This window comes from Sphingobacterium siyangense (assembly GCF_023277505.1).
Lineage (GTDB): Bacteria > Bacteroidota > Bacteroidia > Sphingobacteriales > Sphingobacteriaceae > Sphingobacterium > Sphingobacterium siyangense.
In genome coordinates this window covers 5,832,798-5,857,668 of sequence record NZ_CP080574.1, presented here as the reverse complement: position 1 = coordinate 5,857,668, position 24,871 = coordinate 5,832,798, and the positions used below count along the sequence as shown (strand labels likewise).

The following is a 24,871-nucleotide window of genomic DNA, read 5'->3' as shown; positions in this document are numbered from 1 at the left end:
AAACACGTATACCGCCGAAGTTAGCGTTGGTTTTGGTGTTAGTGAATTGATTAACAATGATTCGAATATGAATAAAATTATTTTAATTATAGGTTGTTTAATTGCAACAACGACAGCATTTGCACAACAGGTAAGTACCTGGATCTGGTATCCTGGAGATTATGAAGTGTGGTTAAGCAACAACATGCAAAATCGTCGTACGGACAGAGGAACCTTCTTTCCACCGTTTTGGAAGATGGATAGTCACTATGTTCTTGTCGAGTTCAGTAAAGAGTTTGATTTGCCTGCTGATGAAGAAATCAGTATTTATGCCGAAGGCAAGTATAATGTCAAGATCAACGGGAAAATGCTTCCAGGGGCACCTGCTAAAGTACAGCTTCAAAAGGGAAAGCAAAAAATCAATATTAAAGTTTACAATCAAGGAAATGTTCCCGCGCTGTATGTTGCAGGAAAAAACGTAACGACAGATAGCGATTGGAACGCAACCTATGAAGATAAGGAATGGATTGATGAGACAGGTAAAGCGTCTGATCAATCTGGAACAAACTATGTTAAGGCCGGTAAATGGAACTTTAACGAACCAACAGCTCGACCATCCACGTTTAAATTGCCCGTGAAACCACAAGAAGCGTTTTCGCGAGAAAAACAAGGTAATGGTATTTTGGTCGATTTCGGAAAAAATACATTTGGTTTTCTGACTCTGCATAAGTTGGTGGGGACAGGTCGCCTGAACATCTATTATGGCGAATCCCGAGAGGAAGCACTTTCGACGAAAACCAGTGAGACCATCGATTTACTTGAGGTACATAATCAACAGCCACAAGATAGTACACTTGATCTATCCAAAGCTTTCCGCTTTGTTTATTTAGAACCCGAAGGATCGGTAAAGTTTGATCAAATATCCATGAAATATGAATACTTACCAGTGGCAGATCGCGGATTCTTTCGTAGTTCCGATAATGAATTAAACAAGATATGGGATGTTGCCAAATATACCATGGAACTAACCACACGTGAGTTTTTTATTGATGGTATCAAACGTGATCGATGGATCTGGAGTGGTGACGCCTATCAATCGTATGCCATGAATTACTATTTGGGTTTTGATTCCGAAGCCGTCAAGAGAACTATTTTAGCCTTACGGGGTAAAGAACCGACGATCAGCCATATCAACACCATTATGGACTATACCTTCTATTGGTTTTTGAGTATCGCGGATTATTACCGTTATACCGGTGATAAGGAATTTATAGCAGGCATCTATCCACGTATGAAAAGCCTGATGCAGTTTTGTTTGGATAGAAGAAATAGCGATGGTTTGATGAAAGGTTTAGCTGGCGATTGGGTTTTTATTGACTGGGCCGAAGGTCTCAGCAAGCAAGGGGAAGTGAGCTTTGAACAATTATTGCTGTGCCGTAGTCTCGAAACCATGGCAATGTGTGCCGATTTGGTTGATGAGCCGAAAGACAACCAACACTATCAACAAGAAGCTCAACAACTCAAAGATAAGCTATTTGCCTATTATTGGAACGATCAGAAAAAAGCCTTTGCACATAGTCGTATTGATGGCAAGCAAACCGATAACGTGACACGCTACAGCAATATGTTTGCGATTTTCTTTAATTATCTGAACGAACAGCAACAGGCAGGCGTGAAGGCTAATGTCTTGTTAAATGATCAAGTCCAACAGATTACCACACCTTATATGCGTTACTACGAACTTGAAGCTTTGTGTGCACTTGGTGAAAAGGACTATGTGATGAAAGAAATGAAAGACTATTGGGGCGGTATGCTGAGATTGGGTGCGACGACCTTTTGGGAAGAATTTAATCCAGCGAAAAAAGGAGCTGAACACTATGCGATGTATGGAAGGGATTTTGGTAAGAGCCTCTGTCATTCGTGGGGAGCAAGTCCGATCTATCTTCTGGGCAAGTATTATCTCGGCGTACAACCAACGGCTGCGGGTTATTCGCAGTACGAAATCAAGCCCTATTTGGCATCCTTAGCGTGGATGGAGGGAAAAATACCAACACCAAATGGTGAGATTGAACTTTACGTGTCGAAAAACAAGATCAAGGTAAAATCACCTGTTGGAACAGGGACATTAAAACTGCGGAGCAAGGTTGTTCCACGCGTGAAACACGGTCAGGTAAAACATATCTCAGGAAACGACTATGAGCTCGTTTTGGAAAAAGGAATAACATATGAAGTCGATTACAAATACTAGGTTATATAAAAAAATAGTCGTGTCCAAGCTGAGTGTTGCTTTGTTGCTGTCGATGTTTGCGGTTTCAGTACAGGCGCAAACGGTAGACGGTAAGCCAGCGGTCATCCCTCCGGTACCGAATGGTCAGATTGCCGCGCCTTGGGAAAATCCGATGATTACTTCCATCAATAGAGACCCCTCACGTGCGACAGGATATTCCTATGCCACGCTTGAAGAAGCCTTGAAGAATGAAAGAGAAACAAACAAACGGATGCTTTTTTTAAATGGCGAATGGGATTTTAAATTTGCCGTTAAACCGGCCGATGCACCGCAAGATTTTCATTTATCCGAGGTCAAGGGATGGGACAAAATCCAGGTGCCTTCCAATTGGGAGATGAAAGGTTATGATATTCCCATTTACCGTTCGGCAGTCTATCCATTTAGCCCAATTGATCCGCCGCGCATTCCCAAAGATTACAATGGTGTAGGGTCTTATCAAAAAACATTCGAATTGCCCGAATCATGGGATGGAATGAATATTACCTTACATTTTGGTGGTGTTATCTCTGCCTATCAGTTGTGGATTAATGACAAATACGTAGGGTATGCGGAAGACTCCTGCTTGCCATCTGAATTTAATGCCACACCCTATCTTAAAAAAGGTAAAAATCGCATCTCTATCCAAGTCTTGCGTTGGAGCGATGCTTCCTATCTAGAAGATCAGGATCATTGGCGCATGAGCGGTATTCACCGCGAGGTGTTTTTGATGGCAGAACCGAAAGTTCGCATTACCGATTTTCATTGGCAGGCGACTTTAGATGGGGCTTATCAGGACGCCAAATTCTCACTTCGCCCAAAAATCGATAATTTTTCGGGCGACAGCATTAACGGTTTTACGCTACGAGCACAACTGTATGATAGCAATAATAAACCTATTCTCGACAAACCATTAGAAAAAGATGCTTCGGCTATCTTTGATGAAATCTATCCGAGATTGGATAATGTGAAGTTCGGACTATTGGAAACGACGATCAAAAATCCAAAGAAATGGTCGCCGGAAGAACCTCATCTCTACCGTTTGGTACTGACCCTTTACGATAAGGAAAATCGCTTGCTGGAAGCGAAGACTTGTCAAGTCGGGTTTCGGAGCATCGCTTTTTCTTCAAAAGACAGTAAACTTTTGATCAATGGCAAAACCACCTACCTATACGGTGTCAATCGTCACGATCATCATCCCGAACGTGGGAAGGCACTGACACGTGAAGATATGGAAGCGGATATTCGCCAAATCAAACAATTTAATTTTAATGCCATCCGTACTTCTCATTATCCGAATGATCCCTACATCTATGAGCTCTGTGACCGTTATGGTATTATGGTGATGGATGAAGCTAATATGGAGACCCATGGGCTTGGTGGAAAACTCATGAACGATCCCTCCTGGCTGGCGGCGCTTCAGGAACGTGTCACACGCATGGTGGAACGGGACAAGAATCATCCTTCCATTATCATCTGGTCGTTGGGAAATGAATCTGGAAGAGGTCCGAATACTGCCGCGATGGCTGCCTGGATCCATGATTTCGACATCACACGTCCTGTACATTACGAACCGGCAATGGGAAGCCACCAACTACCGGGGTATATTGATCCTTCGGACCCACGTTATCCAAAATCCAACGATCACTCGCACCGGATTCAGAACATAAAGGATCAATATTATGTCGATATCGTGTCGCGGTTTTATCCGGGCATTTTCACCCCCGCGCTCTTACTACGTCAAAATAATGGTGATAATCGGCCGATTCTCTTTGTTGAATATACCCATTCCATGGGCAATTCGACCGGTAACATTCGTGATTTCTGGGATATCTTTCGTACACATCCCCGTTTGATCGGTGGTTTTATCTGGGACTATAAGGATCAGGCCTTGATTCGCAAAGATTCCGTTTATGGTAAAGTATTGGCCTATGGTGGTGATTTTGGCGAAAAAGTACACAATGGCGCTTTTAGTTTGAATGGTATCACCGATGCCTGGGGGCGACCAAAAGCGGCGATGTATGAGAATAAACGAATCTATCAGCCTGCAGAGGTCACTTTGGTTGATGCGCAGAAGATCATGGTACAGCTAAAAAATAGATCGTCGGTGCTGAACCTCAACCATTACGATGCCGTCTTATTGTTTCGCAGAAATGGGCTGCTCGTAAAAGAAGTGCCGATATCGGCCATGAATCTGGCCGCAGGCGATTCTACACAGGTAAGCTTTGCCAAATATTTACCTTTCAAACGTGCCGCAGATCAGGAATATCAACTCGATATTCAATTTCGTTTACGGGAAGCGACAGCATGGGGACCAGCGGGATTTGTAGTCTCTTCCTCGCAGGTTCGATTGCAGGAACAATCCAATATCCTGCGACCTTTATTAAATAAAGGAGGTAAATTGATCAAGACAGAAACTGCCGATAAGTATCAGATCGTAGGCAAAGACTTTCAGGTTAGCTTTGACAAATCGACTGGAAGTTTGACTGCATTTAATTACAAGGGACAAGAAATAATCAAAGAAGCAATTCGCCCAAGCTTTACGCGGCCGGCTACGGACAATGACCGCCGGGGCTGGAAACCGGATAAAAAACTAAAATACTGGTATGGCGCACCAAAAATAGTGTCGGTAAACGCGCAGGAAAAAGATCAAGGGTATGAAATACATACACTGTATGCCCTTGCAGCTGATTCTGCACAGGTAAAAGTGATCTATACGGTGAAAAATCCAGGTATTGTGTCAGTAAATTACCAGTTGCAGGTGAAGGTTGGACTCCCCAATATTCCGAAAGTAGGGCTTCAAATGGGGATCAATCCTACATTTGAAGATATCCAATATTATGGCCTAGGGCCAATGGAAAACTACCCTGATCGTGCCTATGGTTTTGATCTTGGTGTTTATCACATGAACATCGATCAATTCATGGAGCATTATCTTTATCCACAGGAAAACGGGAATCGGATGGATGTTCGTTGGATGCACCTTCGAAATAAAAATGCAGGTCTTTTGGTTGTCGGCGAGCAGCCGCTGTATATGAGTGCATGGCCTTATTCACAAAAAGCAATCGTCGAAGCAAAACACTGGTTTAAATTGAAAAAAGAAGATAAGATCACTTTAAATGTCGATTTAAAGCAGATGGGGGTTGGCGGAAATGACACCTGGACAGATGTGTCGCAACCGTTGGAAAAATATCAAATTCCGGCAAAAAACTACAACTATTCCTTTTATTTGATTCCGACGGATTTGAAGCAATCGATCAAGGATTTTGTAAAATCTGATTAAATAAAGGTTAGCAGGAAGATATCCAGCAAGTAAAGTTAAACCCTGTAAGAGTCGACTACTTGAAATGACGCGATAAGGGAGATACATTCAAAATTGAAAGAAATAGGCTGTCCAACCTTTTTGGATAGCTTTAAAGAACAAGATAAGATATGACGAGGATTAAGTTGCTATTAGGAACAAGTCTTCTTTTGGGCTGTTTGAGCAGCAATGCGCAGATTAAAGGTATTCCAACGGCATTAGTTCCTTTGGATCAACATTCGTTTGAACGAGCAAAACCTTGGGCGTTTTGGTACTTTATGCATGCCAGCTATTCCAAGGAAGGGATTACTGCGGATCTGAAAGCCATGGCAGAAAATAAGATCGCAGGAGCCTATCTAGCACCGATCAAGGGCAAAACTAATCCGCCTCTTTTCGATCCGCCGACAGAGACGTTGACACCAGCATGGTGGGATATGTTCAAATATATCGTCCGTGAAGCAAAAAAATACGGAGTAAAAATAGCTTTATTGCCCAATGATGGATTTGCAACCGCGGGGGGACCGTGGATCAGTCCCGAGAAGTCGATGCAGAAAGTCGTGTATGCCGATACCATAATCGATAGCAATGGGAAGCGGTTGCGGAATATTCAGTTGCCACAACCACAAGCCCAACAAGGCTATTACGAGGATATTGCGTTATTTGCAATGCCACTGGCGCATTCGCCGCGAAAAAGCTTTACAGAGAAGGTACAGGTATCCAATAGCTATGGTGAAGATCTGAAACGTCTTGCTGACAAGGGTAACAACCAAAATTTCGCAACAGCTGTGCCAGGGTGGATACAGTATACTTTTGATCAGCCCTTCCCCTGCAATTCATTGAAGATTGAATGGACAGCATCCAACTACCAAGCGAATCGTTTGCAAGTTTGGGCCAGTGATGATGGCCTAAACTTTCGGAAGATTACACAATTAGAATCCCCGAGAATGGGCTGGTTGGATTGGGATAATGGCGTAACACATCTGATCCCCTACACCAAAGCGAAATATTTCCGCTTTGTATACGATCCTACAGGAAGTGAGCCGGGAGCCGAAGATCTTGATTCCGGTAAATGGAAACCTTCCCTAAAATTAAATGGAATCAGTCTGTTTGAAGAAGCGCAGGTTAATCAAATCGAAGGCAAGACAGGAGAGATCTGGCGTGTTGGGAAAAAATCCGACCCAAGCGCTGTTGCCAAGGAAGCTGTTTTCGGACAACAGCAGCTTATCCGTTTGCCTAGGCCAGACCAAGCAAGCCGTGTAGACTTAACATTACCCGCAGGAAAGTGGAAAATATTGCGTCTTGGACATACCTCCACAGGGCATAAAAATGAAACTGCTGGGGCTGGAAAGGGGCTGGAATGTGATAAATTGGACGCTACTACAGTTGCTTTTCAATTTGATCAGTGGTTTGGAGCAGCCAAAAAGCATGTGGATCCACAGTTATCTAAAGAAGTCCTCACGGTATTTCATATTGATTCTTGGGAATGTGGCAGTCAAAACTGGACCCGTAGTTTTCCGGATGAGTTTTTAAAACGCCGGGGATATGACCTGACCGGCTATCTCCCTGTTTTAGCAGGTTGTTTTGTCAATACTGTGGAAGATTCTGAAGCCTTTTTGCAAGATTACAGACAGACGATCAGCGAACTGTTGCAGGAGAATGGCTATGCAACATTACGTCGGAAAGCAGATGAATACGGTGTCGAATTTACTGCCGAGGCCACAGCCCCTGTGATGGTTGGTGACGGTTTGGCTCATTTTGCTTCGACCGATCGTCCGATGGGGGAATTTTGGCTCAGAAGCCCCTCGCACGACAAACCTGCGGATATCCTAGATGCCATTTCAGGAAGCCATATTTATGGCAAGCGGGTCACCATGTCCGAAGCCTTTACCCAGATTCGAGCGCAATGGGATGAACATCCACGGCTCCTGAAAAGTCTTCAGGACCGAAATTATGCCTTGGGGATCAACAATCTGGTTTACCATGTGTATGTCCATAATCCATGGATGAACCGTAAGCCAGGCATGACAATGGATGGTATCGGAACCTATTTTCAGCGCGATCAAACCTGGTGGAAACCCGCTAAGGAATGGGTCAATTATGCGATCCGTTCACAGCAGTTATTGCAATACGGGGTACCTGTACGCGATGTGGCCGTGTTTATTGGTGAGGAGATTCCCCGAAGATCGGTACTCCCAAGTGCTTTGGTCGATGTGCTGCCAGGTATTATCGGTGAAGGTCGTGTCCATCGGACAGATTCTCTGTTGGCCAATGTCGGCTTACCCTTGCAAAAAATCGCTGGTGTAACTACTGGAGCCAATATGTATAGGCCGGAAGATTGGGTCGATCCACTACGCGGCTATGCCTACGATTCCTTCAACCCCGATGCGCTTTGGAACCAGACTCGGGTGCAGGACGGTAAGGTGATTTTTGCGGACGATATCGCTTATGCTATCCTTGTGATGCCAGGTCAAACTGCGTTGAATCCAAATGGCAGTCAATATTCACTACGTACCCTGGAACGCTTGCGTACGCTCGTCCATGCGGGGGCTACGGTGCTCTTCCAAGATATCCCACAGACATGGCGGGGCAAACTGACGGACGAAAAAGCACAACAGTATCGCGCTTTGCTCGCAGAATTATTCAGCGACCTCAAACCATTGACAAATACAACAGTACAAGTTAAGCAATTCGGCAAAGGGCGCGTACTTGTGGGAAACTATAACGCCAAGGATTTTAGTCCATTAAATATTGCTCCCGATGTGCTGATCAACGAAGGGTACAATCGACATATTTCTTGGAACCATCGCCGTTTCGATGGTGGTGATTTGTTTTTTGTAGCCAATCAAGATAGTTTAGCACAAAAGGCAACTTTATCTTTACGGACAAAAGTAAAATATGCCTACCGTTACGATCCTGTAAGCGATAAACTAGCGGTTTTACCGTTTAAAGTGATCAACGATAGGACAGTGGCTGAACTATCGTTTGATGCTTATCAATCTGGCTTTGTATTGACCAGCGATACAAAAATCGATATACCGACCTATCAATACTCCCGAAAAACAGCTTTGACAGGAGCCTGGTCATTTACGGCTGATGGGCTATCCCGCAAGCGGGCAATTAAACAGCAAGAGCCTCAGTTTTGGACAGCCAGTGCAGACGATGACATTAAATATCATGCTGGATCGGGAAATTATCAAACTACCGTTCATATCCAAAAAATAGTTAAAAATCAACGGGCTTATTTGCAATTTTCGGACATTGAATCCATGGCCGAAATCTTTATCAATGGCCGATATGCAGGTGTCCTGTGGACCAAACCCTATCAAATTGATGTAACAGATTTTATTCGACAAGGTGATAATATAATAGACGTCAAGGTCTATAATACATGGGGGAACCGTTTCCTTTATGAAAAAGAGAATACAACAGTAGAAAAGAAAATACAGACAACAGCGTCAGACAAGTTCCTCAAAGGCTTATTACCTTCCGGATTACAAGGGAAAGTTGACTTACTGTGGTTAGATGTAAAATAGAAAAAGATGAAGAAGCGTAAATTAGTAATGATGGCCCTTTCTGTTGCGTTTGCCTGGAGATCGCAGGCGCAAGAAAAGTCAATTACCAACACGGGGGCGAGTCCCTATGCTGTTCAGAAAGCTGTAGATATGGGCGACGTGAAATGGACGAAAGGCTTTTGGGCGGATCGTACAAAGTCATGCTATGAGCAGATGGTGCCGAAACTTTGGCACGTCTATACTGATGCCTCCATCAGTCATGCCTATCGCAATTTTGAAATAGCCGCTGGATTGGAAAAGGGTGAACATAGCGGACCTTCCTTTCATGATGGTGATTTTTACAAAACCTTGGAAGCTGTCTGCGCCATCTATGCACAGACGAAAGATAAAAAGCTGCTTCGCATGCTGGACGAAGTAATCCCAGTAATCCGCAAAGCGCAACGTGCAGACGGTTATATCTATACCAAAGCAACCATTGACCAGCAACGATCGGGTGAGAATATCGAATTTCAGGACCGTTTAAGTTTTGAATCCTATAATATTGGTCACTTAATGACCGCCGGATGCATACATTATCGCACGACTGGACAGCGCGACCTATTGAATATTGCGATAAAAGCGGCAGATTACCTGTATGGATTCTATAAAAAGTCCAACCCAACCTTGGCCCGCAATGCGATTTGTCCGTCCCATTATATGGGGACCATCGAACTCTATCGGACAACCAAGGACCCCAAGTACCTCGAACTGGCTAAACATTTGATCGATATCAAAGGTGAAATTGAAGATGGCACGGACGACAATCAGGACCGCATTCCTTTCCGGAAGCAACATAAAGCCACAGGGCATGCCGTGCGTGCAAGCTACCTCTATGCGGGTGTAGCGGATTTATGCGCCGAGCTGGCCGATACAACACTGAGCAACCGTCTTTTTGAGATCTGGGATGATGTCACCCAGCGTAAGATGTACATCACGGGAGGCTTAGGTGCACTGTATGACGGAACCTCACCGGACGGAACATCCTATGACCCAACGGACGTGCAAAAGATCCACCAAGCTTTTGGCCGGGATTATCAATTGCCCAATTTGACAGCCCATAATGAGAGCTGTGCAAATATCGGCAATATGCTGTGGAATTGGCGGATGGCCAATTTTACCGGTGATGCAAAATACATTGATGTCCTGGAATTGGCTCTCTACAACAGTGTGCTTTCGGGAATTAGTTTGGACGGTGACAAATTTTTATATACCAATCCATTGAGTTACTCCTCCGATCTTCCATTCCAGCAGCGCTGGTCGAAAAAGCGGGTTCCTTATATCTCATTATCTAATTGCTGTCCACCCAATATCGTTCGTACGATTGCAGAAGTAGCCAACTATGCTTACGGACTATCCAAAGATGCTGTTGCGGTCAACCTGTACGGTGGAAATGAATTGAATACAAGGTATCAAGGCAAACAGATCAACATTGTACAAGAATCCAGCTATCCATGGGAAGGATCTGCTACCTTTACTCTAAAAGAGTTTCCTTCTAACTATACCCTGAAACTACGAGTGCCAAGTTGGGCCGGCAAAGCCGAAATATGGAAAAATAATGTAAAGATTGAAACACCAATCGAGAAAGGTTATGCCCTTTTAACTGGATCGCTGAAAAAAGGTGACCGCATCGAGATCAGATTACCAATGGCGATTTCTTTGATGGAGTCAAATCCGCTTGTTGAGGAAACGCGTAACCAGGTCGCTGTTATGCGTGGACCAATTGTGTATTGTCTGGAAAAGCAGGATGTTGCAGCAGATGTCAATATCTTTGATTTAAAAATGAAACCGGCAACGGACTTTGTACCCAAACATCAGGATATACTCGGACAGGATATTGTCTTATTGGAAGGAAACGCCTATCGTACAAGCAGCACGGAATGGAATTCACTGTACCGCAGAGCTGCTGCGGGAAAGCAGGAGACTGTTCCTGTACGATTGGTGCCCTATTTTGCTTGGGGAAACCGTACATTTGGTGATATGAGCGTGTGGTTACCTGCGTTGTGATGCACCCATCCATAGGATTGTGCAGTCTATCGCACGTTCCTATGGATCAACAAAAGGGTCTGAATGATTATTCATCAGATGAATAAACCGAGCGCGTTGAGCGTAGGATGAGAACTGATCATAAACCGGAGTGAATCATGCCTGTTATGTGTTATTCATTCCCATGAAATCAAAAACAATAGATCATCGTTTACATGAAACCTTATTTTTTTACGATAGCGCTGCTACTTATGCAGTGGAGCGCGATGGCGAAAGTTCGTTTAGCGGCCCTTTTTACGGACGGAATGGTGCTGCAACAACAGGCGCAGGTTCCTGTTTGGGGCTGGGCTGATCCACAGGCTACTGTGACTTTGCAAACGTCCTGGAACGGACAAAAATACCAGGCGAAAGCCGACGGCTTGGGCCAATGGAAAATCCAGGTGCAAACACCGGCTGCCGGCGGTGCTTATCAGATCAAAGTCGCTGAAAAGAATGTCATTGAACTTCAGGATATCCTGATCGGTGAAGTGTGGTTATGTTCGGGGCAATCAAACATGGAGATGCCTTTGAAAGGTTATCCCGGACAACCTATCCTGGGCAGTACAGAAGCGATCATGAATTCAAAAGATGAGCAGTTGCGTATCTACACCATACCGCGCAATCCACTGCTCCAACCGGCAGTGGACAGTAAACCCAGTAGTTGGAAGAAAGCCGAACCACAGTCGGTTGTCGGCTTTAGTGCAACAGCGTACTTCTTTGGGCGACAACTGCGCAAGACGTTGGGCGTACCGGTAGGTTTGATCCATAGCAGCTATGGCGGTTCCAATGTCGAGGCCTGGATGGAAGCCTCCTGGCTAGCAGATCAACAGGATATTCAGATCCCCAGACAAGAAGAAGGGCTGAAAGATAAAAACCGGGTTCCGACCATGCTTTATAATGGTATGATCCATCCCGTTGCCGGTTATGGGATCCGGGGGATGATATGGTACCAGGGCGAATCCAATTACGAGCGTCCGGATCAGTATGAAGTTCTCTTTCCCCGAATGGTGGAAAAATTCCGCGATCTGTGGGGAAATAAGGAGTTGCCTTTCTATTTTACGCAGATTGCCCCCTTTGATTATGCTGCATTACCCCCTTATCATGTGGGTGGAAAATATAATTCAGCCTACCTGCGGGATGCACAGCGTCAGTCGCTCGATAAGATTCCCCAGGCGGGAATGGCCGTCACAATGGATTTGGGTGAGCAAAATTGTATCCATCCGGCGCATAAACAACAAAGTGGTGAACGTCTGGCTTACCTCGCCTTGCACGATAGTTATGGCTTTAGTACACTGAATCTGAAAAGCCCCCGTTACGACAAGCTTGAAATCAAAGGCAGCACAGCGGTACTTTCCTTCAGCGATGCACCTTTGGGATTGACAGCCTATGGCAAAGAAGTAAAGACTTTTGAAATTGCCGGTAAGGATCAGCAGTTTTATCCTGCACAAGCTGTATTAAAAGGAAAGACGATTGTTGTTGCTTCACCGAAGGTGGCTGAACCGGTGGCGGTACGGTATGCCTTTAAAGATTATATTATTGGAGATGTGTTTGGCGTCAATGGCTTACCATTGAGCTCCTTTCGAACAGACGATTGGTAAATAAAATGACTAGAAAACTTATCTTCGGTATGCTATTCCTGTACGTTGTTTTCGTTGCGCCCGCCCGGGCCCAAGAATTCAACTGGAAAGACTATAACGTCTCCTGGACGACACAAAGCAAAAATTCTGCTGAATCGATGCCTGTGGGTGGGGGAGATATTGGCCTGAACGTTTGGGTGGAGAATGGGGAGTTGCTTTTGTACTTGGGCAAAACAGGCGCATTTGATGAAAATAACACCTTGTTGAAACTCGGTCGGATTCGTCTCCAGCTGTATCCGAACCCCTTTGAAGGCCAAAAATTCCGGCAAGAATTGCAGTTGGACAAAGGTCATATCGTCGTGACAGGTGAACATAAAGGTGTCAAGGCCGAAGTGTTGGTCTGGGTGGATGTATTCAGCCCCAATGTCCATCTCGAAGTGAAGGCCAATCGGAAAATTGAGGTGGAAGCCGCTTATGAAAGCTGGCGTTTTCAGGATCTCTTTCCAAAGAAAAAGGAAAATAATGCCAACTCCTGGAAATGGGCTCCCCCAAAACCGGTGGTAACCCCCAAGGACCAGATAGAAGTAACAGCAAATAATATTGTTTTCTACCATCAAAATCAGGACAGTACCGCATTCGATATTGTCGTGAATCAACAAGGATTGGCAGCAATAAAAGATTCCTTGTACAATCCGCTGAAAAAGTTGATCTCCGGTGGTCTTGTTCAAGGACGGGATTTTGTGTACAGCGGTCAGCGGTCAGGCAGCTACATGAATACACCGTATCGATCCTGGATCCTCAAAAGTAAAACTGCAAAAACCCATCATGCACTTCAAGTGACCTTACATGTGGGGCAGGAGACTGAACAGCATGCATGGAAGACAGCACTAAAGGAGCTGGCAGCAACCAAGCCCACATTGGTATCCCGCAAGCAGGCGACAGAATCCTGGTGGAAATCCTTTTGGGACCGAAGTCATATCGTTATCCAGCCCGGAGAGAAAGACCCTAACGATACCGCTTGGCAGGTCGGCCGGAACTATCAGTTATTTCGGTTTATGTTGGCCTGTAATGCCTATGGCGATTACCCAACAAAGTTTAATGGTGGATTGTTTACCTATGATCCTGTCAGCATCGATAGCAGTTTTAATTTTACACCGGATTTTCGAAACTGGGGTGGGGGAACGCATACGGCCCAAAATCAGCGTTTGGTGTATTGGCCCATGCTGAAAAGTGGGGATTTAGATATGCTTCCGGCGCAGTTCAAGTTTTATCAACGGATACTAAAAAATGCCGAGTGGAGGTCCAAGGTTTATTGGGGGCATGCGGGAGCGAGTTTTACCGAACAGATCGAAAATTTCGGCCTTCCTAATCCGGCAGAATACAATTGGAAACGGCCAAAAGATTTTGACAAAGGTCTTGAATACAATGCCTGGCTGGAATATGAGTGGGATACGGTATTGGAGTTTTGCATGATGATGCTGGAGACAGAACGGTATCAGGGCGCTGATATTCATACGTATATTCCATTTATCGAAAGCTGCCTACGTTTTTTTGATGAACATTATCAATATCGAGCACGTCAGCGCGGAAGTAAGGTCCTGGACGATCAAGGGCACCTTGTGCTGTATCCAGGTTCTTCGGCCGAAACGTATAAAATGGCTTATAATTCAGCAACGACCATTGCAGCCTTACAGCAGGTGACCCGCCGGATGCTGACCTTGCCAGAAACGCTGGTCGATCCAACACTTAAAAGTTATCTGCAGGGCTTTTTGACACGCATTCCACCCTTGCCATTACGCGAGCTGAACGGAAAAACGTTATTGGCACCGGCACAGCAATGGGCGAGGGTCAACAATACAGAATCGCCACAGTTATATGCCGTATATCCCTGGGGAATTTATGGTATCGGTAAACCCGATCTAGCTACCGCGATAAATACCTACAAGTACGATCCCGATGTGCTTAAATTCCGGAGCCACGTCGGTTGGAAACAGCATAATATTTTTGCTGCACGCCTGGGCTTGACCGAAGAAGCAAAAGAGCTCACGGTCTTAAAACTCAAAAATGCTGACCGGCGATTTCCAACATTCTGGGGACCCGGATTTGATTGGGTGCCGGATCATAATTGGGGTGGCTCTGGCATGATCGGACTGCAGGAAATGCTGCTGCAGGCAACTGATGATAAGATTTACCTGTTTCCGGCCTGGCCTAAGGACTGGGATGTGGATTTCAAATTACATGCACCCAACCAGACCATTGTCGAAGGACGCTTGAAAAATGGGCAACTGCTTGAACTGAATGTTTTTCCAAAGGATCGGGAAGCTGCCATCGTCAATCTTTTAAAATAACTTTTGTCCTGAATGGCCGGTTATCTCATTATAGCGCAATGAATGACGCTGAGTGAGGTAAGCACTTCAGACGAAAAAAATCAGGCTTTCATCGTTGAGCCCCGTATCGTTGGGCTAAGCGTATACCAAAACACAAAGGTGCTGTCCAATCTTTTTGGACAGCACCTTTGTGTTTTTGACCCCGCAAACGAGGGGATCATAACAGTGCATAACAGTTCTGAAAAGTCAAAGAATTAACTTAGTCCCTAAGAACCTAAATAACGTATATATGAATGCAGTTTTCGGAGTTATATTTCATTTCATAGGCGGATTCGCCTCGGGAAGTTTTTATGTGCCGTACAAAAAAGTGAAAGCATGGTCTTGGGAATCGATGTGGATTCTAGGTGGGCTATTTTCCTGGATCATCGTTCCTCCGATTGCCGCCCTATTGACTATCCCCAACTTTGTGACGATTATCCAAAGTACGGATGCAGTCATTTTGGGTTATACATTTCTCTTTGGATTACTTTGGGGAATCGGTGGACTTACCTATGGATTAGGGGTACGTTATCTCGGTGTTTCGCTGGGCAGCAGCATTATTCTGGGGCTCAGTATGGTCTTTGGTTCGCTCATGCCAAGCATTTATTATTTCTTCAATCAAACCGCCGGTAAACACGGTATCGATTATTTCTTTACCACACATTCGGGAATATGTATTTTCATCGGTCTCATGATCTGCGTTTTGGGCGTATACCTCTGTGGCAAAGCCGGCATGTCTAAAGAAAAGCACCTATCTTCTTTGTCCAAGGAAACAAAGTCGGATTACAATTTTGGACTGGGCATTATCGTTGCAATTGTGTCTGGTATCTTAAGTGCCTGTTTCAATTTTGGTATCGAAGCTGGCAAACCAATGGCCGAGGTGGCTAATGCGTTTTGGAAGGCCGCCCATCCAGGACAGGGTGAATTCCTCTATCAGAATAACGTGACATATATTGTCATCCTCTGGGGTGGCTTCACCACCAATTTTATCTGGTGCGCTTATCTACTCTTAAAAAATGGAAGCTATCGGGATTATGGTAAACCCGCGGCACCGAAAGCCAAAAATTTCCTGCTTTGCGCCCTTGCCGGTACAACCTGGTACCTACAGTTCTTCTTTTATGGAATGGGGGAAAGCAGACTGGGTAATGGGGCAAGCTCATGGATACTGCATATGGCCTTTATCATTTTGATTTCAAATGCCTGGGGTGTTGCGCTCAAAGAATGGAAAGGCGTCGACAAGCCAACGTACCGTTCAATCATTGCCGGTATCGTGACGATCATTATTTCGATCGGTGTGGTCGGCTTCGCAAAAACATTGGAAAATTAATAGGTATGAACGGCTAAAGCGATTGAAAGGAACCAAACAGCAATAGATCAGGAGTACCCTTTTGTGCTCTGGAAACAATGCTGTTATCATAAACGCATGGATACATTAGAACAGCTATTAAAAAATAATGACTTAATATGAATATAGACAAAGTGAAAACATACAAACATGTAAACTATTTATGGGACGACCAGAAAGCACAATCGCTAGCAGGTGACGAGGTTGCTTTACTGCTGTACCGTTCAAATATTTTAGGCGCTGACCTACGCATAACAAATTATGGTGGTGGAAATACATCCTGTAAAGTGACGGAAAAAGACCCGTTGACCGGAGAGGAAGTAGAGGTCATGTGGATCAAGGGCTCAGGAGGCGATATTGGTACGCTCAAAAAATCAGGCCTTGCAGCATTGTACTTACAGCGGCTCCGCAATCTGGAGAATGTATACCGCGGTATTGAACATGAGGATGAGATGGTCGAATTATTTAATCATTGTATCTATGATTTAGCTTCCAAAGCGCCATCGATAGATACGCCATTGCACGGATTCCTGCCGTTTAAGCATATCGACCATTTGCATCCTGATGCAGCAATTGCCATTGCGGCAGCGAAAGATGGTAAGCAAATCACGCAAGAACTGTTTAAGGGAACGATCGGCTGGGTAGACTGGCAACGTCCGGGCTTCGATCTGGGCCTACAATTAAGAGCCTGTTTGGAAGAAAATCCGGGTATTCGTGGTATTATGCTGGGTTCACACGGTTTGTTTACCTGGGGGGACACTGCTTACGAATGTTATATCAACTCCTTGGATGTCATTGAAGCCTGTGCGACCTACCTGGAGCAAAATTATGGAAAAAAAGGACCTGTATTTGCTGGTCAAAAGGAAACAAGCCTACCTCAGGAAGAGCGTGCAGCACAAGCTGCCAAATTAGCGCCTATCCTGAGAGGATTCTGTTCTAGCGAACGCCATATGATCGGCCATTTTACAGATGATGAGCGGGTATTGGAATTTATTAATTCGAATGACCTGACCCGTTTGGCCCCTTTAGGGACAAGCTGTCCAGACCATTTCTTAAGAACTAAGATCCAACCGTTGGTGTTGAACATTGATAAGTCGGAGAACTTGGATAACGTCGAAGAGCTGAAAGCAAAACTGACGCCATTATTTGAAGAATATCGCAACATGTACGCCGCCTATTATGAAAGCTGTAAACATGATAATAGTCCTGCCATCCGTGATAAAAACCCGGTTATCGTATTGTACCCGGGTGTGGGGATGTTTTCTTTTGCCAAAGATAAACAGACCGCCCGTGTGGCAGCAGAGTTCTATACGAATGCAATCAATGTGATGAAAGGCGCTGAGGCGGTGAGTGAATATACGGCCTTACCACGCCAGGAAGCCTTTGATATTGAATATTGGTTATTGGAAGAGGCGAAATTGCAACGTATGCCGAAGCCCAAACCGCTGTCGGGAAAAATTGCACTGGTCACTGGCAGTGGCGGCGGAATAGGGAAAGCAATCGCCAAAAAGATGGCGCAGGAAGGTGCAGTGATCGTGTTGAATGATATCAACGCCGAGCGCCTGGCGGCTTCTGAGCAGGAGTTCATTACAGCTTTTGGTAAAGATGCGGTCATCGCAGCAATAATCGATGTCACCAATGAAGAGCAGATTCATGCTGCACTGAAGGACGCGGCGTTGGCATTTGGTGGAATTGATATCATTGTGAATAATGCTGGACTATCGATTTCTAAATCCATTGAAGAACATAGCCAGAAAGATTGGGACCTCTTGTATGATGTGCTTGTAAAGGGACAGTTTTTGGTTACACAGGCAGCCATATCCGTATTAAAAGGTCAGGATATTGGCGGTGATATCCTGAATATTGTAAGTAAGAATGCTTTGGTCAGTGGCCCAAATAATACGGGTTACGGCAGCGCCAAAGGTGCCCAGTTGCATTTAAGCCGCCTATGTGCAGCAGAACTTGGACCGGCACGTATTCGTGTGAATGTAGTCAATCCAGATGCGGTGATTTCAGATAGCAATATCTGGGCCGGGGGCTGGGCTGAAGGCCGGGCAAAAGCTTATGGTGTGAAAGTGGAGGAATTACCAGCATATTATGCAAAACGGACGCTACTCAATGAAATCATTTTACCTGAAGATATTGCCAACGCTTGTTTTGCCTTTGTGGGTGGACTGTTGAACAAATCGACCGGAAATGTATTGAACGTTGATGGTGGTGTGGCAATGGCATTTGTACGCTAATTTTTATATCTTAGGTGTCGCGTGTGGAAAGGGAAACAGGCGCGGCACCTAACGATTTTTTACAATAACCAAAACATTATGATTCTTGATAAGCAAATTATAAATCAGCACAATAACCAATTCATCGATAAACATAAAAGAGCATTTGGCTACCTTGCTCAGGATATACCGAATGTGGAACCCATTATCGAAAGACTTCAACAATTCCAGATTGCCATTCCGAGCTGGGCCCTGGGAACAGGGGGGACACGTTTTGGCCGCTTTTCTGGCCCAGGCGAGCCAGGTACCCTGGAGCAGAAAATTGAAGATGTAGGCCTACTTCATGCCCTGAATAAGTCCAGCGGTGCAATATCCTTGCATATTCCTTGGGATATTCCTAAGGACAGCGAAAAAATAAAGGCCCTGGCAGCTTCTCTGGAAATCGGTTTTGATGCGGTCAATTCCAATACCTTTCAGGATCAGGTCGGACAGGAGCATAGTTATAAATTCGGCTCATTGCACCACGTGGACCCCAAAGTTCGTCAACAGGCTATAGCTCATAATATTGAAGTGATCAACTATGGTAAAGCTGTCGGTTCGAAAGCGCTGACAGTCTGGCTGGCAGATGGATCATCCTTCCCCGGGCAATTAAATTTTAGGGATGCTTTTCAAAATACCTTGGCGAGTTTACAGGAAATCTATAAGCATCTACCGGAGGATTGGAAGCTATTTGTCGAATATAAAGCATTTGAACCCTATTTTTATTCGATGACGATCGGTGATTGGGGACAGTCCCTGCTGCTGGCCAATAAATTAGGTCCCAAGGCCTATACTTTGGTGGATTTGGGACATCATTTGCCAAATGCCAATATTGAACAGATCGTTTCCTTGTTGCTGATGGAAGGCAAATTGGGGGGATTCCATTTCAACGATAGTAAATATGCAGATGATGATCTTACGGCGGGAAGTATCAAGCCTTATCAATTGTTTCTGATTTTTAACGAATTGATTGACGGAATGGACCGCAATGGGATAGACCATGCTTCAGGGTTGGGCTGGATGATTGATGCCTCACATAACCTGAAAGATCCATTGGTGGACTTATTGCAATCTGTGGAAGCCATTAAGATCGCTTACGCGCAGGCACTGCTGGTGGACCGTACTGCCTTGAAGCAGGCGCAACAGGCAAACGACGTGGTTAAAGCACAGGAAATTTTGCAGGATGCTTTCCGTACCGATGTGAGGTCACTGGTAGCTGAAGCGCGTTTGCGCAGTGGCGCAGCATTGAACCCTGTTCAATTGTTTAATGAGACGAAATTAAGAGATCAACTTATCGCCGAACGTGGCCTGAATACCGTAGCCACCGGTTTATAAAGAAGGAGAGAAATGAAGGGGAAACCAATACCGGTAGTGGCGATATTTGATGTCGGGAAGACGAATAAGAAGTTGTTTCTATTTAACGAGCAGTATCAGATCGTATTTGAGCGGTCAGCCCGTTTTTTGGAAACAGTAGATGAAGACGGCGATCCCTGTGAAAACCTGGAAAGTTTGCGCCTATCTGTGTTTGATTCATTGCATGAAGTATTTCGGAAAGGGGAGTTTGAGATCAAGGCCATTAATTTCACCTCCTATGGAGCAAGCTTTGTCTATATCGACAAAGATGGCCGCCCATTGACACCCCTGTACAATTACTTGAAAGAATATCCGAAAAAAATGCTGGAATCCTTTTATGCCCAGTATGGTGGCAAAGAGAAATTTTCGACGGAGACCTCCTCGCCAAGTTTGGGAAGCCTCAATTCAGGCCTGCAGGTCTATCGTCTGTCCAAATTGAAACCGGCGATCTTCAAGGAAGTAAAATGGGCACTTCACCTGCCCCAATACCTGAGTTATCTGATCTCGGGTACGCCTTATGCAGATATGACCAGTATAGGCTGTCATACAGCACTCTGGGATTATCGGAAAAATGATTACCATCAATGGGTGAAGGATAGCGGCATCATCGAAAAAATGGCCCCTATTGTCCCTGGTGATCGTTTATATCGGGCAACATTTCCAGGTAGTGGGTATCTGGTGGGGAGCGGACTACATGATAGTTCCTCGGCATTGATCCCCTATTTATTGAATTTTCATGAACCTTTTATCTTGATTTCCACGGGTACCTGGTGCATATCATTCAATCCATTTAACACGGATCCGCTGACCCAAGATGAGTTGAATAACGACTGTCTCTTATATATGACCTATACGGGTAAACCGGTCAAAGCATCCCGTTTGTTTGCAGGCTATGAGCACGAGGAACAGATGAAACGGATTGCTAAAGCATTTCAGGTATCTACCGGGAAATTCAAGCAGATTACATTGGACTGGGCTATTATAGAGAAATATCAGGCTTTGGATATCTCAGATGAATTATCTGCTTTTTCGACGATAGACCTGAGTCATTTTGATAATTATAGCGAGGCTTATCATGTGCTGATCATGCATTTGGTCAAGGCACAGATTAAAACAACATCGCTGGTGATGAACCAAAAAGGCGTACAGCGCATATTTGTGGATGGTGGTTTTAGCCGCAATCCGATCTATATGGCCTTACTCGCACAAGCCTTTCCCAACAGTGAAGTATTCGGTGCTTCCATGGCGCAGGCCACTGCCCTGGGAGCGGCACTCGTCATTCACGACCATTGGAATACGCAAGCCATCCCCAATGATATCATTGAGCTGCGTTATTTCAGAACAAAACAAGCATTGCATTAATGAATTAGGTGAATAAATTTAGTTTTTTTATTAGTTATCGTGTGAGGTCAGGCAATTCGTTGTCTGGCCTTTTTTATAGGACCACAGCAGCTTTTTAAGGTATTTAGATCGAATGGGAAGGATATACGGAAGAAAATAAATCAGGGGTGATTAAGAGCGGTTATCTCCAAGATACAATTGAACATAAAAAAGGCTTTCAAACGGGGAGAATGAAAACCTTTTTTTAACCTAAAATTATGAATAATTATATTAATTATTATATGATGGTTTAAAGATCATGAAAAGAAATGATTTGACTGTCCTGAACTGTTGATGGGCATAACGGTGCAGAACAGTTGCTCGGAAAAGCTTGATTATTTTTATTGGAAAAATACATCTGTAACCTAGTGCTTGCGCTGTCAATAAGGACATAAGTAGGAGCAAACAGGTTTTAATAGGATAATACAAAAACCAATTTGATCAAAAAGATAACCATGCGTAGAAAATCAGGGGAATTATACTTCAGTGCTTTAATAACCAGTATTTTCATGGCTGTAACAGTTTGTGCACAGGGAAAAAAGGAATTAGTCGTTAAACAGATTCAAGAAGGCCCAATTATTGACCATAAGCACCCAGATATTAGCGCTAGCGGCAATAAAAGTGGCTTTGAAACCGGTCAGGTTGTCAAAATCAAGGGCGTATATCACATGTTTGTCAATGAAATGTTTGGTCGGCCACATTTGGATATGCGGATTGCCTATTGGACAAGTACAGATGCGGTAACCTGGAAAAGAAAATCCACCGTCGTTGAGAGTGTACCCGGCCGTTCGGCAACTAACCTGCGCTCAGAAGTGTGGGTGACCGCTGTTGAATTTAATGAAGAAGAGCAGGCCTGGAATATCTTTTATGTGGCCTATCGTGGCGGTGACAAGGCCCGGGGCGAACTGGAAGGCTATGACTATGCCGGTCGCATCTGGCGGGCAAAATCGACGGTTGCGGGTCGGGATGGTATAGCAGGACCTTATGTCGATACGGGTATTGTCTTGCAGCCCGATGCAAACAGTCAATCCTGGGAAGGGCAGCAAGCTATCGCAGCATTCAATCCTTATCGGGTAGGGGATAGCTGGTATGCATTTTACGATGGACATAATCATGTGCCCAAGAGCGATTGGCCACTGGGGATCGCGAAAGCTCCCCGATTAAGTGGCCCCTGGACCCGGCTGCCCGAAGGACAAAACCCCATCCCGATTTCGGCTATTTTTAATGAAAATGTAGAAGTTACAGAACTTAAAGCTGGTGGCTATCTCGCTATTTTTGATTCTTTTGGTGATCAGGAAATCGGCTACAGCCTTTCTGACGATGGTATCCATTGGGCTAAAGAGCGCCGGCTGAAGGTACAGTCCCCCAACAACCTTTGGGCCGATGCCGGTGACCATGCCACCCGTACACCATTGGGTGCGATAGAAGAAGAAGATGGATCGTTTACCGTCGTTTACACCGCACGCTATACGAAGCAAGGGAAGGTCTTTTTTGGTTTAGGTCAGGTGGTACTAGGATGGGAGTAATCTATTTTTGTTTTTTTGATCCAGATAACTTCAGCAATTTGTGAATGGATAAATATTAACCAACTTGTTTTAAACTATTGAAATCAGTAATTTAGGGTTTATTTAGATCTTACAATGACCAATTCCATAAATCAGTTTCTGAAAACATTAGAAATCAGTGATTTTTCTGCTACTCCAAAATATTTGCAATTGGCAAATACAATTATAGATGCTGTTAAAAATGAAACATTGGTCAGAGATGATATGTTGCCTTCCATTAATGAATTAAGCACTTATCTCGAAATATCCCGTGATACGGTTGAGAAGGCCTATCGTTATCTTAAGAAAAATGAAATTATCGCATCTAACCCGGGAAAAGGGTATTATGTGAATAAAACGGATGTCGAATCTAAACTTAAGATAGCACTCTTTCTAAACAAACTAAGTGCCCATAAAAAAATAGTATACGATTCCTTTGCAAAAGAGCTGAGTGACTATGCCAACCTGGATCTATTTGTATACAATTCGGACCTATCGTATCTGAATACACTGTTGGGAAGCTTAACAAAGACATATGACCACTATGTTCTATTTCCACATTTCAAAGAAGGAAGGGACAAAGCACCTGACATCATCCGTAAGATTCCGACAGAAAAGCTGATGTTATTGGGTAAGTTTATTGAAGATGTGCCCGGAGACTTTCCTGCAGTTTATGAAAATTACGAACATGATATTTATTCCGCATTGGAGGAAGCTAATGACGTACTGAGTAAGTACAAGAATTTGAAACTGGTATTTCCCGATTATAGCGACTTTCCAAAAGCCATTATCAAGGGCTTTTATAAGTTTTGTCAGCAATATGCATTTGAACACGAGCTCGTATCCGATATTGATGAAGAGAAAGTAGAGAAAGGAACATGTTACATCAATATTATAGAAGATGATCTGGTAAAATTGTTAAACAAGGTTATTCAGAAAAAACTGGTCATAGGAAAAGATGTGGGTATCATTTCCTATAATGAAACTCCATTGAAAAAGTTTATCCTAAATGGTATTACGACAATATCGACTGACTTTGAAATGATGGGGAGAATGGCTGCTGAATTGATTATCAATAAATCTAAAGATCGCGTTGAAGTGCCATTCTATTTAAAGCTTAGGCCTTCTGTATAGACCCAAAAAAACAGGCTAATCGCGCTGATTAGCCTGTTTTTTTTGATAAATATTTTCTAGCTCTTTGCGTATTATGATGCAATAATCAAAGAAGCAGCTAGTAGGTTTTTATTTCTTTAAGGTCTTCACAGGGAACAAGTCAATAACACCTTTTGCAACCTTGCTGATGTTATTAATTGCTTTTTCGGGGTTGTCAACATCGCCAGAACCACGTGCCTGCCAGATCACAGCGTTCGTTTTGCGATCGATGGCCTCGATAATCAAATGGCCATAACGATAGCGTTCTTTTGCAACTGGGTAATAGCCGCCGCCATAGTAATATGGTGAAAACCATGGACGGTACCAGCCCCAGGGGCCACCCCATCCGTAATAACCGCCGCCACCATAGACCAAACGGCTTTTATTGTTGACAATGGTAATATACCGAAATAGTAAATCAGGATTATCTTTAGAATATTGTAGGCCCTTTGCCTCCAGCGCAGTATTCGCGGCATCCAGGATATTGGCTTTGGCGATATCGTTGTCAAAATAAGACTTCGAAAGCGAGTCTACCGGAGGTAACCAAGCATACGTCTTGAAAGGAGTAAAATCCATCTTTTCTACCCGAGTGGTATTGTATTGATAAGACGAACATGATGCGAGTGCAACGCAAAGCACCAAAAATAATAGAATCTTTTTCATCGTAGTAATTTATTTATCAACTGTGATGAATCTACCATGAGTATTTTGTCGCTGCATTGGACAACCACACTCATGATGGTTCATGGCCTATATGGAACTTATATTTATTTAACT

At 44.2% G+C, this 24,871-nt stretch carries 13 protein-coding genes; 12 read left to right on the top strand and 1 reads right to left on the bottom strand.

From position 1 onward, the window contains the following. Positions 1 to 67: 67 nt before the first annotated feature. The 12 genes from K2F45_RS24720 (at position 68) to K2F45_RS24665 (ending at position 24,076) form a co-directional block, all read left to right on the top strand. Positions 68 to 2,227 (top strand): alpha-L-rhamnosidase-related protein, encoded by a 2,160-nt coding sequence (locus K2F45_RS24720; protein WP_075994988.1) that lies wholly within the window; start codon positions 68 to 70, stop codon positions 2,225 to 2,227. Further along, positions 2,205 to 5,525, top strand: coding sequence for a glycoside hydrolase family 2 TIM barrel-domain containing protein (locus tag K2F45_RS24715; RefSeq protein WP_248932589.1), 3,321 nt, complete (start codon positions 2,205 to 2,207; stop codon positions 5,523 to 5,525). Before K2F45_RS24720 ends, K2F45_RS24715 begins: the two co-directional genes overlap by 23 nt. 149 nt (positions 5,526 to 5,674) lie before the next feature. Next, positions 5,675 to 9,076, top strand: coding sequence for a glycosyl hydrolase (locus K2F45_RS24710; RefSeq protein WP_248932588.1), 3,402 nt, complete (start codon positions 5,675 to 5,677; stop codon positions 9,074 to 9,076). A gap of 6 nt (positions 9,077 to 9,082) precedes the next feature. Beyond that, positions 9,083 to 11,098, top strand: a complete 2,016-nt coding sequence (locus tag K2F45_RS24705) for an aceric acid hydrolase (RefSeq protein WP_075994315.1) — start codon at positions 9,083 to 9,085, stop codon at positions 11,096 to 11,098. A 194-nt stretch (positions 11,099 to 11,292) separates the two neighbouring features. Then, a complete protein-coding gene (locus tag K2F45_RS24700) occupies positions 11,293 to 12,714 on the top strand; it encodes a sialate O-acetylesterase (RefSeq protein WP_075994314.1) in 1,422 nt (473 codons plus the stop codon). 5 nt (positions 12,715 to 12,719) lie between these two features. Continuing rightward, positions 12,720 to 15,041: a DUF5703 domain-containing protein gene (locus K2F45_RS24695; RefSeq protein WP_248932587.1), complete on the top strand. Its 2,322-nt coding sequence runs from the start codon at positions 12,720 to 12,722 to the stop codon at positions 15,039 to 15,041. Between the two features lie 268 nt (positions 15,042 to 15,309). After that, positions 15,310 to 16,386 carry an L-rhamnose/proton symporter RhaT gene (gene rhaT, locus K2F45_RS24690; RefSeq protein ID WP_075994311.1) on the top strand — a complete coding sequence of 359 codons (1,077 nt, stop codon included), beginning with the start codon at positions 15,310 to 15,312 and terminating at the stop codon, positions 16,384 to 16,386. Positions 16,387 to 16,523: 137 nt separating this feature from the next. After that, positions 16,524 to 18,647 (top strand): bifunctional aldolase/short-chain dehydrogenase, encoded by a 2,124-nt coding sequence (locus K2F45_RS24685; protein WP_248932586.1) that lies wholly within the window; start codon positions 16,524 to 16,526, stop codon positions 18,645 to 18,647. A 78-nt stretch (positions 18,648 to 18,725) separates the two neighbouring features. Further along, positions 18,726 to 20,000 (top strand): sugar isomerase, encoded by a 1,275-nt coding sequence (locus K2F45_RS24680; protein WP_075994309.1) that lies wholly within the window; start codon positions 18,726 to 18,728, stop codon positions 19,998 to 20,000. Between the two features lie 12 nt (positions 20,001 to 20,012). Continuing rightward, positions 20,013 to 21,380, top strand: a complete 1,368-nt coding sequence (locus K2F45_RS24675) for an FGGY-family carbohydrate kinase (RefSeq protein ID WP_075994308.1) — start codon at positions 20,013 to 20,015, stop codon at positions 21,378 to 21,380. 473 nt (positions 21,381 to 21,853) lie between these two features. Beyond that, the gene (locus K2F45_RS24670) at positions 21,854 to 22,924 is read left to right on the top strand and encodes a glycoside hydrolase family protein (protein WP_248932585.1); all 1,071 of its coding nucleotides are present in this window, start codon (positions 21,854 to 21,856) and stop codon (positions 22,922 to 22,924) included. 114 nt (positions 22,925 to 23,038) lie between these two features. Continuing rightward, positions 23,039 to 24,076: a GntR family transcriptional regulator gene (locus K2F45_RS24665; protein WP_075994306.1), complete on the top strand. Its 1,038-nt coding sequence runs from the start codon at positions 23,039 to 23,041 to the stop codon at positions 24,074 to 24,076. Positions 24,077 to 24,184: 108 nt separating this feature from the next. Here K2F45_RS24665 and K2F45_RS24660 read toward each other — a convergent pair whose 3' ends face one another. After that, on the bottom strand, positions 24,185 to 24,757 hold the full coding sequence (locus tag K2F45_RS24660; protein ID WP_075994305.1) for a DUF4136 domain-containing protein: 573 nt from the start codon (positions 24,755 to 24,757) through the stop codon (positions 24,185 to 24,187). Between the last annotated feature and the right edge of the window lie 114 nt (positions 24,758 to 24,871).

Coding starts and splice junctions, on each gene's coding strand:
- K2F45_RS24700 (WP_075994314.1), top strand. CDS start 11,293: ATGAAACCTTATTTTTTTACGATAGCGCTGCTACTTATGCAGTGGAGC.
- K2F45_RS24660 (WP_075994305.1), bottom strand. CDS start 24,757: ATGAAAAAGATTCTATTATTTTTGGTGCTTTGCGTTGCACTCGCATCA.
- K2F45_RS24675 (WP_075994308.1), top strand. CDS start 20,013: ATGAAGGGGAAACCAATACCGGTAGTGGCGATATTTGATGTCGGGAAG.
- K2F45_RS24715 (WP_248932589.1), top strand. CDS start 2,205: ATGAAGTCGATTACAAATACTAGGTTATATAAAAAAATAGTCGTGTCC.
- K2F45_RS24695 (WP_248932587.1), top strand. CDS start 12,720: ATGACTAGAAAACTTATCTTCGGTATGCTATTCCTGTACGTTGTTTTC.
- K2F45_RS24710 (WP_248932588.1), top strand. CDS start 5,675: ATGACGAGGATTAAGTTGCTATTAGGAACAAGTCTTCTTTTGGGCTGT.
- K2F45_RS24680 (WP_075994309.1), top strand. CDS start 18,726: ATGATTCTTGATAAGCAAATTATAAATCAGCACAATAACCAATTCATC.
- K2F45_RS24685 (WP_248932586.1), top strand. CDS start 16,524: ATGAATATAGACAAAGTGAAAACATACAAACATGTAAACTATTTATGG.
- K2F45_RS24720 (WP_075994988.1), top strand. CDS start 68: ATGAATAAAATTATTTTAATTATAGGTTGTTTAATTGCAACAACGACA.
- K2F45_RS24705 (WP_075994315.1), top strand. CDS start 9,083: ATGAAGAAGCGTAAATTAGTAATGATGGCCCTTTCTGTTGCGTTTGCC.
- K2F45_RS24670 (WP_248932585.1), top strand. CDS start 21,854: ATGCGTAGAAAATCAGGGGAATTATACTTCAGTGCTTTAATAACCAGT.
- rhaT (WP_075994311.1), top strand. CDS start 15,310: ATGAATGCAGTTTTCGGAGTTATATTTCATTTCATAGGCGGATTCGCC.
- K2F45_RS24665 (WP_075994306.1), top strand. CDS start 23,039: ATGACCAATTCCATAAATCAGTTTCTGAAAACATTAGAAATCAGTGAT.